Origin of the sequence: Methanosphaera sp. ISO3-F5 (assembly GCF_034480035.2) — an archaeon.
In the GTDB taxonomy this organism is placed as follows: domain Archaea; phylum Methanobacteriota; class Methanobacteria; order Methanobacteriales; family Methanobacteriaceae; genus Methanosphaera.
Map to the genome: position 1 here is coordinate 511604 of NZ_CP118753.2, position 12753 is coordinate 524356.

The 12753-nt window shown below is 27.1% G+C and carries 10 protein-coding genes; 1 reads left to right on the forward strand and 9 read right to left on the reverse strand.

Going from position 1 to position 12753, the window contains the following annotated elements; translation table 11 throughout:
• Nucleotides 1–2650: 2650 nt before the first annotated feature.
• The gene (locus tag PXD04_RS14145) at nt 2651–2848 is read right to left on the reverse strand and encodes a histone family protein (protein ID WP_323735481.1); all 198 of its coding nucleotides are present in this window, start codon (nt 2846–2848) and stop codon (nt 2651–2653) included.
• Between the two features lie 468 nt (nt 2849–3316).
• On the opposite strand from PXD04_RS14145, the gene PXD04_RS14150 reads away from it, so the two are divergent.
• Complete coding sequence (locus tag PXD04_RS14150) at nt 3317–4042, forward strand: 6-hydroxymethylpterin diphosphokinase MptE-like protein (RefSeq protein ID WP_323735482.1); 726 nt, start codon at nt 3317–3319, stop codon at nt 4040–4042.
• Nucleotides 4043–4696: 654 nt separating this feature from the next.
• Here the strand turns inward: PXD04_RS14150 and PXD04_RS14155 are convergent.
• The 8 genes from PXD04_RS14155 to endA form a co-directional block, all read right to left on the reverse strand.
• Nucleotides 4697–5794, reverse strand: a complete 1098-nt coding sequence (locus tag PXD04_RS14155; RefSeq protein ID WP_323735483.1) for a GTP-binding protein — start codon at nt 5792–5794, stop codon at nt 4697–4699.
• 386 nt (nt 5795–6180) lie between these two features.
• On the reverse strand, nt 6181–6924 hold the full coding sequence (locus PXD04_RS14160; RefSeq protein ID WP_323735484.1) for a hypothetical protein: 744 nt from the start codon (nt 6922–6924) through the stop codon (nt 6181–6183).
• Between the two features lie 175 nt (nt 6925–7099).
• Nucleotides 7100–7894 carry a cobalt ECF transporter T component CbiQ gene (cbiQ, locus tag PXD04_RS14165; RefSeq protein ID WP_323735485.1) on the reverse strand — a complete coding sequence of 265 codons (795 nt, stop codon included), beginning with the start codon at nt 7892–7894 and terminating at the stop codon, nt 7100–7102.
• 126 nt (nt 7895–8020) lie between these two features.
• Nucleotides 8021–8308 (reverse strand): PDGLE domain-containing protein, encoded by a 288-nt coding sequence (locus tag PXD04_RS14170; protein ID WP_323735486.1) that lies wholly within the window; start codon nt 8306–8308, stop codon nt 8021–8023.
• A 4-nt stretch (nt 8309–8312) separates the two neighbouring features.
• Nucleotides 8313–8936 (reverse strand): cobalt transporter CbiM, encoded by a 624-nt coding sequence (gene cbiM, locus PXD04_RS14175; protein WP_323735487.1) that lies wholly within the window; start codon nt 8934–8936, stop codon nt 8313–8315.
• Between the two features lie 354 nt (nt 8937–9290).
• A complete protein-coding gene (locus PXD04_RS14180; protein WP_323735488.1) occupies nt 9291–10901 on the reverse strand; it encodes a DUF6508 domain-containing protein in 1611 nt (536 codons plus the stop codon).
• A 189-nt stretch (nt 10902–11090) separates the two neighbouring features.
• Complete coding sequence (locus PXD04_RS14185) at nt 11091–12179, reverse strand: tryptophan--tRNA ligase (protein WP_323737440.1); 1089 nt, start codon at nt 12177–12179, stop codon at nt 11091–11093.
• 52 nt (nt 12180–12231) lie between these two features.
• Nucleotides 12232–12738, reverse strand: coding sequence for a tRNA-intron lyase (endA, locus tag PXD04_RS14190; RefSeq protein WP_323735489.1), 507 nt, complete (start codon nt 12736–12738; stop codon nt 12232–12234).
• Nucleotides 12739–12753 lie beyond the last annotated feature (15 nt).

Consider the following 12753-nt stretch of genomic DNA (forward strand, 5'->3'; position numbering starts at 1 on the left):
AAAATAAAAGAAAATTATGTTAGAAAAACCTTAACTTGACAGCATTGATTTTCTATTAATTTTGGGTAAGTGTATTTACACTTTTTAATTTTTGATATTATTAGTAAAGTGTATTTACATTATTGTTATAGTTAATGATTCTATCCTGTTTATTGTCTATGTTGTGTTATGTGGTACTTCGTGTTGATGATTATGGTATGTATTTACACTATTGATTTTTATGTTAATTTTCTTAGGTGTATTTACAATAGTGATGTATTTACATTATTGAAATATTTGGTATTTTCTATTATTGTATTTACATTATTAGTGTATTTACATTTTCTTAAAATAGGTGTAATTCTTAATGTGTATTTACATCATGTATGTATTTACACTTTTTAATTTTTGATATTATTTGTGAAGTGTATTTACATTATTGTTGTTGTGGGTATTTCATGTTTTATTTGGTGGTGTTGTCTTCTGTATGTGTTTATCATTTATTGTTTAAATGTGTATTTACATTATTGAAATATTTGGTATTTTCTATTATTGTATTTACATATGTGTTGTATTTACACTTTTATCAATTCAGCATATTTGTTTAAGTGTATTTACATTTTATTAAAATAGGTATAATTCTTAAAGTGTATTTACATATTGTATTTACATTATACTATTTTCTATTAATTTTGGGTAAGTGTATTTACACTTTTTAATTTTTTATATTATTAGTAAAGTGTATTTACATTATTAGTGTATTTACATTTTCTTAAAATAGGTGTAATTCTTAATGTGTATTTACATCATGTATGTATTTACACTTTTTAATTTTTGATATTATTTGTGAAGTGTATTTACATTATTGTTGTTGTGGGTATTTCATGTTTTATTTGGTGGTGTTGTCTTCTGTATGTGTTTATCAATTATTGTTTAAATGTGTATTTACATTATTGAAATATTTGGTATTTTCTATTATTGTATTTACATTATTAGTGTATTTACATTTTCTTAAAATAGGTATAATTCTTAATGTGTATTTACATCATGTATGTATTTACACTTTCTAATTTTTGATATTATTTGTGAAGTGTATTTACATTATTTGTGTATTTACATTTTCTTAAAATAAGTATAATTCTTAAAGTGTATTTACACAGGTATTGTATTTACAATTTATAGTATGTTGAATTGGTTAAAATGTATTTACAGTGTATTGTATTTACACTTTGTAAACTTATTTTAATTTTAATTTTGTATTTATACTAATGTTGATCCTTATTTATTTAACAAATCTATAAAATGTATTGGACCGGTAAATTGTATATACATTGTTGGTTGTTGTGCTTTTTTTTGGGTTTTGTATATACGGTATTGTTGTGTATATACATTACTCTATTGTTTGTTGTTTTGTGGTGTTTGTATATACAGTTTTGTTGTGTTCATGAAATTGTTGTATATACAGTGTTGGTTGTTGTGATTTTTTATGGTTTTTGTATATACAGTGTAATTTGTATATACATTATCTGTTATGTGATATTTTGTGGTTGTTGTATATACAGTTTTGTTGTGTTCATGAAATTGTTGTATATGCAGTGTTGGTTGTTGTGCTTTTTTTTGGGTTTTGTATATACAATATTGTTGTGTATATACATTAATCCTTTGTTTGTTGTTTTATGGTTGTTGTATATACATTTGTATATGATTTTTTCTTTATTGTATATACAATGCTACTTGTTGTTCTTTTTATGGGTTTTGTATATACGGTGTATTGTGTATATACGTTAAGGTGTTGTTTTGTTGTTTTGTTTTGTTGTATATACAAAATTTTCTTTATGTATATACAAAAAACTTATTGTCTAGTTTTGTTATTATTGTATATACGGTGTAATTTGTATATACATTATCTGTTATGTGGTATTTTGTGTTTGTTGTATATACAGTTTTGTTGTGTTCATTAAATTATTGTATATACAATGCTACTTGTTATTCTTTTTTATGGGTTTTGTATATACGGTGTATTGTGTATATACATTAATGTTTTGTTTGTTGTTTTATGGTGGTTGTATATACAGTAGGGTCCTGTCTGTAATTGTTGTATATATATTATTGCTTGTTATTTTTTTTATGGATATTGTATATATAGTGTAATTTGTATATACATTAATCTGTTATGTGATATTTTGTGGTTGTTGTATATACAAAATTTCACTCATGTTAAAAAATATGTTGTAAAATAAGGTATGTCTAATTTATGGAATGTGTTATATTATGATTGTATTTACAGTAATGCTATTTTATTAAATTGTTTAAAGTGTATTTACAGCGTATCGTATTTACATTTAGTATATTTTGTAGTAGTTTTAATTTCTGTATTTACACTATACTGTATTTACACTTATGAACTTAGTTGTATTATTTTCTTATTGTATTTACAGTTTCTTGTAAATACACTTGCCATAAATCTTTAAAATTAGTAAAGTGTATGTACACTAGTATATGTGCTGTGTTGTGTGTTGGTTTTTATAAATATTTGTTTAATGAAAAATAGTGTTGTTGTTATAAGTTAATGTAGATTATGATTTAAAAATAGTTTTTTTATGAAAGGGAATAAATATATGTTATTTTCTCTTCAATATAACATATACTTAATCGTGTTGTGTGACGAATATTATAATGCTAATTTAATATCGTCGGCAGTGACTGTTTTACGTCCTGCGTGTTTTGTAAATTTATTAGCTTGAGCAGCTACTTCTTCTGCATATTCTTCAACAGCATCTGCTAGTGCTACTGCTGCATCGTCACTTACTCTTTCTGCACCTGCTTCTTTGATGATTCTTTTTAGTGGTGCGATTGGTAATTCTGCCATAATATATCATTATCTCCTATAATTTTATTACTTATAATTATGAAAATAAGTCAGATTTTATAGTTTCTTTTTAATTATAATGGTTAATAAGGGTAATAATAATAAAAATAGTGATTTTTTTTTAAATTGGTTTTATTAGGATGATAAATATTATTATTCATAGATAATTCTATATATACACTTAACAAGTACAGTTTGTCATTAACATTTTAATATGGTTTATCAATGTTTTATCTTTTATTATATTTCATCCAGTATAAAACATTAATTCTTTGGATATTGGTATATTTTAACTTTATAGTTTCATATTGGTGTTATTTTCATATATTGATCTTTTTAAACTAATGCTCTTTTTGAAAATAGTTTCTGAATGAAATGATTTATTTTTTCATTTTTTTAATAAAATCTAATAGTTTTGAATGAAAGAAATAGTATTGTTATTTTAATTTTTTTTTATGGTGGTTTGGATTGTATAATGATTGGGAAATTTGGTATGATTTAATTGTTGATGATTTTTCATTTAGTAAAGATGATGATATTGTGTCGGCTCAACTTTTGGATGAGAAAATTGATAAAGTTGGAAAATATGATTTGTCACATATAGATTTAGCACATAAATCAATAGTGTTTGGGGCAGGACCTTCAATTAAAAAACATATATCTTATCTTAAACGTAATGTTAACTTTAAAGATTATATTTTAATTGCAGCTGATGGTGCAACAACGGCATTACTTGAAGAGGATATAATTCCTGATATGATAGTTACTGATTTGGATGGCAAAATAGAAAGTATTATTGATTCAAATAAAAAAGGATCAGTATTGTATGTTCATGCACATGGGGATAATATGGAAAAAATTGAGGAATACTTGGATAAATTGGATAAAATAATACCTACCTGTCAATGTAAACCTTTTGGAAACTTGGAAAATTATGGTGGTTTTACGGATGGGGATCGTGCAGTGCATATAGCAACATATTCTTTAAAGTCAGAACAGATAATTCTTGCAGGTATGGATTTTGGTAATATTATAACTAATTATTCTAGGCCGGAAATAGGTGTTAAATTACAAAAAGCTGATTCTTTTAAAGAAAAAAAGTTATGTTATGCTGAAAAACTGGTTAATTCATTAAAAAAAGAAAATGTCCAAATTGAATATATTAATTTGAATTCATCAATTTGGATTCCGTAACACGTAAATATGAAAATGTTTAATTATTTTTTATTCCAAAACTTTTCTTAATCATATACTTTTTTTTTATTAACAATTAATACTCAGAGTTGTATATTTTAATATCTAGTTAATAGTTAATAAATACTACTCTAAAATTATTAATAATTACTTTAAAAACATTACACCAAAAATTAATAAATACTAAAATTAGGTAAAAATATTAAAAATAAAATAACTGTGACTAGTGAACAAAATTATTCACTTCACAATTTAAAACAATTATATGTGTTTGTGGGTACAATTAGTTCTTTGTACTAATACTAATATATAAATTAACATATATTCTGTTAATATTTGATTAATTTTGATAAGGTAATTTTAAAAGTTATCCAAACTACGAACAACTCATTTATCATGATACAACTTCAAATATACTTTATAACATATTAAAAAAATGATTGCTTTAAACTAGAAAAAATCTCAAATAAAAAAAAGTAACTGTGACTCTATATAATTTTGTTATATAGAAATTATATGTTCAATCACAATTTAAAAATAAATTTTGTTCTGTGGGTACAATTAAATATTATGTTTCTATCAAATATATACTCTTACATAATTTCATTAAATTTTACATTAATTTGATTAAATTTTTTTGTAATTCTGAATTTATTATTTTTTAATAATAATCCTGACAATATCATGATCCATTAAAACATGTTCCAATCCAACTTTCTGACCAGGGAATTTAACTGAATCACCCCAAACTTTAGCATATTTAAAGTTTTTAACAAAGTCCCTATGTAACTTATGTGCAACATCTTCAATAGTTGAACCTTTACGAATAATTAAAGGTTCATCCATATCAGCCTTTTTACCCTGAGGTTTCAGATATAATCTAATCAAATCAAGATCAACAAAAATCCTTTCTTTTAACTCTTCCATCATTATACCATCATCAGCAGATACAAACAAAGCATTAGGTAACTTCTCTCTTAACGCTTCAAGTTGTGCCTGACTAGCAAGATCAATCTTATTAACAACAATAGTCATAGGAATATATGCACGGTTAGGTTCCATAGCATCAATAAACCTGTCTATTGTAACATCTTCCCTTAGCACAACATCCGCACTATGAATACCATATTCACTTAAAATGGAATGAATTGTTTTTTCATCTAAATGAGTTAATTCAACAGTTGAAACAATGTTTAATCCACCCATTTTTTTCCTAGATACTTTAACTTCCGGTTTTTTCTCATTTGGACGCACACCAATATTTCTTACCTCTTCAAGGATAACTTCCATATGTTCCGGTTGGAATACATCTAAAACCATTATAATTAAATCAGCGTTACGTGTTGCAGATAATATTTCCCTACCTTTACCTTTTCCTTTACTTGCACCTTTAATAATACCAGGAATATCCAATATCTGAATTTTTGCATCTTCATACTCCATAATCCCTGGAACTATGTCTAATGTTGTAAATTCGTATGCTCCTACTTTTGAGTTTGCATTAGTTAAGTAGTTAAGAATAGTTGATTTACCTACTGATGGAAATCCTAATAATACAGCAGTTGAATCTCCACTTTTTCTAACTAAAAATCCTTCTCCTTTGGTTGAAGAACTGTTACGTTTTTCTATTTTTTCTTTAAGTTGTGCAATCTGTGCTTTTAGTTTACCGATATGGTGTGATGTTGCTTTATTTTTTTGAGTCTTTTTAATTTCCTCTTCTATCTGTTTAATTCTATCTTCAGCTGCTGACATATTTTTCACACCATCTATTTTTTTTATAAAATTTTTATACTATTTATTACTCTGTTTTTAATTGTTTTTATTGTTTTTGTTCTGAAAACTTATTTGAGGGTATGATTTGAATAATTTAAAAAATAGTTCTTAATTTTATGAATTTAGTATAATACTTATTAAAAATTGTTGATAATATTCATATAATATATGTCCAGATAACAAAACAATGTCTACTTTGTAATATAACTTAACATTCAATTAAAGATACAATGTCAATAGTATAACAATAAAACAAGAATTTACAGAAAATACAGTTAAACCTGGAGGTTCTAAAACAAGGACATTGATAACACGAAAATATTTTTTGGAATTATATTAAAAAAAAGATTTGAAGAATTAATAGTTTAAGCAACTACTTTCTTCCAAGGTGTAACATAAACACCAGATAATAATCCATTATCAACAGAACTGTTGGTGATTAATGTGGAATAGATGTAAATAAGGTTCATAAAACCAATTTTTTCCTCATTATAATCTACAAAACCTGGACAAAACTTGTTTTCATCCATTTCAGTATATAAATCTTCAGTAATTTTAATATATTCATCATAACTAAGCAACATATCTTCTGTAATGGTTTCACTAGAAACTGAAGGTGTTTGTACCCATTTAAGTTCAATATCATCTTTATTATTTTCACTGAGATTTTTCACGGCTGTAACAAGTAAGTTAAATAAATTACCTATAGTTACTTCATGTTTGTCAATTAAAATTTTGCCCGGAACTTTCTTATTAACTTCTATCCATTTTTTTAATCTGTAGCATGCATTTTGTAACTCTTTAATTGAAATAAATATTGGATCAGCTTTTTCAACAATAATCTTAGCAGTCTGCATAGATGGAGCACATTCAGCATTACCACCATAGATAACATCTAACCGGTACTCTTTATTATGGTATGAACTAAAATCCATGACTTCAGAAAATTTTCCATCTTTAACTTTTGTATTAAAATGAGTTTTCTGATTAATTTTCACTGCAATTCTACCATCAATAGGATTGCCATTTTCATCAGTAACTTCAAACTCAATTTTTGCTGTTCCCCATTCTTTAACTTTAATATCTTCTAATTTAATTATGGAATCCATTATTTTTCACCGTCGTTTTCAATTAATTTATTTTTAATTCTGAAAAATATGATAAATGATAATTATAAATAACTAATATATTATATGTTTTTACTCAGTTAAAATAGTATGGATATTTAATTGACTTTACTTGATATTTTTAATTTTATTCTAGTTTTTCATTAAAAGAATAATCTTATATTATTCTTAGGTATTGTAATGTTATTAATATGATGATTAATATTATTGGTATTATTAAGTATAGTTTGCTGTTTGTGGATAGTTTTTCTTTTGAATAATATATTGTACTTTCTGAATTGTAGCCTCTGCTCGCCATACTAGCATAAACAGTTTCTCCCCTTTCATAAGCTCTTAAGAACATCATTAAGAATAAATATCCTATTTGTTTTACTTTCCACATGTATGGTGTGTTGTTTGAAAGGGCAAAGCATCTGCTTGCCTGTGCCTGTCTTATACTGTTTAGTTCATCATAGAATAAGAAAATGAATCGAACAAATAATGAGAAAATCATAGCAAATTCATTTGGAACATGTAATCTTCTGAAAGCTTCTGCTATGTCTTTCATTGGTGTTATATAAGAGAATAGCACTATTGAGGTAACGCTTATCGTTAATCTTGCCATTAATAGTTCAGCAAATTCTATTCCTTCTAGTGTGATATTTATTCCCAGGGGAAGTGTGTATAATACCTGACCGGGATGTACAAATGGTTGAAATATTGCTATGAATAGTCCAAAGGGTAATATTAGAAGTACTCGAATTAATGCATCTTTTATGGATATTCGGCTTATTGCGATTAAGCTTATTAAATATATTTCCAGTATTATGAATACTATGTAGTTTGAGGATGTAACAGCAAATAATATTGTAATAATTAATACGATTAATTTTATTCTACTGTCTATGTTGTGTAATATACTGTTTTGGTTGGATAAGTATTCCTGTTGTCTTAGTTCATTTATGCTTACCACAATATTATCTCCAAAAGTTTCGCTATGTTTTTTTATGTTCTTTTTTTGTATTAATAATTGTTAAAAGAATAATGGAAAAGTAATCATATTTATATGATTTTTTTTCCTTAATTTTAAAAAATAGTTTTATTTGTTTTTACTAACTAATTTGAATACACCATAGGCTAGACAAACAGTTAGTACAGCACCAATTATTAAACATACAACACCTACTAATGGGTTGTCTTCCATACCTGGTAATGTGTAATCAGGCATCATTGGTTCAATTACTTGTTTTGCTTCTAATACTTGAGGGTTGATATGTTCTGCTGATGCTTCAAGTCCGTCTGGATCTCCTGATGCTAAAAATGGTGATAAGACACATACTATTAATGCTATTACAAAGATTCCGATATAAATATTTTTCTTTTCCATGTTATCACCTGTTGTATGCTAATAAATCAGGTCTTACTGATTCGATTCCTTTAATAATTATAACAGTGATTACTGCTTCAATTAATCCAATCATTGCATGGTATCCTCCCATGAAGAATAATCCTTCAGTTATAGGGAAGGTTCCACTTAATGCCATTTCTAATGCTGCTACTAATGCTGCTATGAAACATCCTGCCCATGCTGCTATGAAGATACTTGGATATTTTCCAATTTTGTCTTGTAATCCTGAAAATCCGTAGTATCCTACGAATCCTCCAACTATTGCCATGTTTAGAATGTTTGCTCCTAATGCAGTTATTCCTCCATCTCCGAAGAATAATGCTTGTAGTACTAATACAATTGATAATACTATTATTGCGGCATATGGGCTACAGAATATTATTGCAACTAATGCTGCACCTAATAGGTGTCCACTTGATCCGAATGGAACTGGCAAGTTGAATGATTGAATTGCGAAGATACCTGCAGCTAATACTGCTAGAAGTGGTACATATTTTTCGTCTAAATTATCTTTACTCCATTTGACGGAGAGGTATAAAAAGATTATTGCTATAATGTATAATATAGCACAAAGTGGTAATGAGATAAAACCATCTGGTATGTGCAATTTTTTGCCTCCTTATTATTTTTTTTAATTAAAATGTAATACATTTTTAATAATTTTTATGATTCTCATATATATGTTTGTTTTAATATTATATAAACATATTGAATTTTGGGGGATTATCTCTTCTTTATTTGAGATTTATATAAAAATTTAAGTGTAGTATTTGAAATAAAGTTTAAATAAGTATTACTTTATCAATTAAAAATAGTAGGATGGTAATAATTTAATACTGCCTTATATATGATAGTTTAAAAAAGTAATACTTATATGGTGTATTGTATTATTAAATAAAATTTTAAAATATATAAACTTCTTTTAAATTAAAATAATAAAATAAAAAAAAGTATAAGGAGATTATTTAACGTTTAATTCATCTTCAGAAAACTCTTCAGACTGTCTGGAAACAAGATCCCCCATTTCCTTTTCCTTTTCAGCATAGAAATCAGGGTCATGTATAGGACAACATTTAAGTTTAGCATAAGGTGAATACAAATCAGTAATCTCACTCTCATTAATATCCCTAATCTCTTTCAAACGTCTAAGAATAGTAAGAACAGTACCATCTTCCATAAGCTTTCCTAAAAATCCTGGACGAGTATTCTCTTTTTGCATGATAAGGAAAACAATCTTCTGAATATCTAACAAATCAAGCCTTTTAATAAGTTCATGGTTGTTAATATATTTCCAACCCTTTTCTTCCCAATCTTTCTGATTATCAAAAGTTTTATAAATATTCTCCTGATACAAATCATCCTTAAAGAAGTCAGCCTCATCATCATAATATCTTTGACCGTTCTCAATCCTAACAAACTCATTACTAGTATCTTCAAAGTAAGGTAAATACTCCAAGATAATATCAACATTCTCAATATTAGGAAACTTGAAAATATTACCAAATGACTTGTTAAGCCCCATCTGCAATGTTTTATAATCAAGAACTTTAATATGTGATTTTTCATCATTAAATAATCTGTGATCCCAAACAACAAGGATGTTACGTATATCCTCAGTAGCTTTACATTTATACTTAATCTGATTATCTGTTATTCTTTCAATTTCAAGCAATAAATAACTTATACGAGTAAGATTTTGAGCTTTAACAGAGTTAGTCATACGAAGACAAATGTACGGATATTTAAGTAACGGTTTGAATTTAGCAGATAATTCTTCCGGTAAATCATGGAAGAATATTTGCATAACCGTTGTATGCTCCATACTATTTTCTTCAACTTGATAATAATATTCAGCTAATTCAGGAACACCAGCCTTCTTAAATGTTATAGTACCCTTAGTGGTTTCAAGAACTTCTAAAGTATTAAGTAAAACATATAATTCAAATATTTTATCATTACTCATTGCAACAAGAATTTCCTTAGTAATAGTGTTATATAATTCAATTTTACTAGGGAACATGAATAATTCATCAAATACTTCATAAGATCTTGCAAGATTGAATGACTCATCAGTTGCCTTACAAGCACTTTCAAGAAGATAAATATCAATAATATCCGGAGTTTCTACGGATGAAAAAATATCATCTTTTAATAACTCAGAAACTTTCTTCTTATTATCCAATAAGTTCTTGTTAATACTATCTAAACTAAATGAACTAAAGTTTTTATTCTTGATATTACCCATATCAGCATTTTTAATGTTTTCAAAAAGATATTTTACAAGACCAACAACATCATCCTGTTCTTCTTTAGACAAATCATCATTACCAATTATCTGTTTAATTTCATCAAAATTATTGATTAACTCTTGAGTTTCAGGAATGTTTAAGAAATAATTATATTTAAAACCTAACAATTCCATTTCATTAATTTCAATAATTTTACTCATTATCTCTGCTTCATCTTTAAAAATTTTTGTAAAAAGATAATGATGTAATCTGGTTTCCACATAATTAAAAACTGTTTGTCTATCGTAATTAGTCCAAATTTCTTCTAATTCTTCAACCATCATAAACCCTCCTAATCATGATTCAGGTCAAAATTAATAATTTTTAACAAATATTTAAGTAAATTTGTTCATATCTATCTGAATATACTTATTTTTATATTCCAATTAATATTTAATCTTTTAATGAAAATATGTTCAATTATCACTTAAAAAAAGTATTAAAAAAAGTGTGGAGGTTATTAAAAAGACTTATCATAACAAGTCCTTAGCAATTTCATGAGCTTCTTCACGCTTAGAATCAAGCTCTTCAAACATATCCGTTAACAGTTCCACAGCGCACTGTTTACAATTACCACAAAGAATCTCACCGGACAAACATTTGCTACGAATAGATTCTAACTCTTTATCATCATCAACCAAATGATATACAAGTAATTCATATACAGAACATTGATCAGGCTGACCACCTAACTCCTTCTGTTCCTGTAAACTGTCACGTCCACCAGTCTTAGCACTTTTAACCTTCTTAGTCGCATCCTTAACAGAATCAGTTAAGTAAATAGCAGTTTTAGGCTTGCTGCTGCTCATCTTTTCTCCTGTAAGACCAGTCATAAACCGGTGAAAAGTAGCAGAAGGTTCAATAAAACCATATTCCTCATTAAATTTACTGGCCAAATCCCGTGTAAGTCGTATATGAGGATCCTGGTCAGGACCAACCGGCACAATAACTGGCTTAGGACCACCATACTCTTCTAACTGTGGATGTAAAATATCAGCTACCTGTAACAGTGGAGTATAAATATGAGCAACATTGGTACTGTTATCAAAACCATAAATACTCCTCATCTGACTAAATGTAACCTTCTTACCAATAAGATACGCTAAATTCTTAACATCCTCATTTTCAGATTGAAGATATAAATGAAAATTATCCTTAGTAACATCTAAACCTAAAGCAATATAATTCTCAATATATTCAACAAGTGCAAGCTCTCTAGATTCTTCTTTACCTATTCCACGAGCAGCATAAGCTTCCATATCTGCAATGGAAAGATAAATATCGGAACCTTTCTCCTGATACCATTTAAGTTGGTCAACAACCATTTTATGTCCAATATGCATCTTACCACTAGGCATCATACCAGTCATAGTAGCAAAATTCTTATTGTTTTTCAATGCATCAGCAATCCGTGAATAATCCCGTTGACCAAAGATTATTCCCCTAGTCATCAATTTACTAGCATCAGGAATATCTTCCACAACATCTTTAAACGCTTTAATACCAAATTGTTCTGTTAACTTCTCATAATCAATAATTGAAGAACCCCATGGATCAATCATATCCATAATACATCAACTCCCTATAATCTCATCTATATTCAATAAATTCTTTTTATGGCCTAGTCCATTCAATATCATAATAAGTGATATCATATTCATCATCAACAACAGCAAGAAGCAAATTCTTACGCACACCATGAGCAACACGGACATAACTGGAGAAATCTCTTACCTTAATCTCCTGTTCCTCCGATAATATTTTTACCAGATAATTAGAATGTCCATCACCAGGAGCATGGCCTCTTTCATAAATCCTGAAATCACTACCATACTTAAAACCTGTCTTAATAATATAACCCCTTGTACGAAGGTCTTTATATACAAGATAATGAGAAAAAATATGCTTTTTCCTAATAATATCAGTCATATGTTCAATACTTATAATCCCTTCATTATCATCATAAATTTCTATCTTATTCTTTTCAAGCAAATATAATGCTTCAATAAATGATAATTCAAGACCCGAATCGGTTAAATTTCCATAATAACGTTTATTATATAAATTATGTGCATGTTCATGCTTAACAATAACACGATCCTCATTTAACACAGAATACATTGGAATAATAATCAA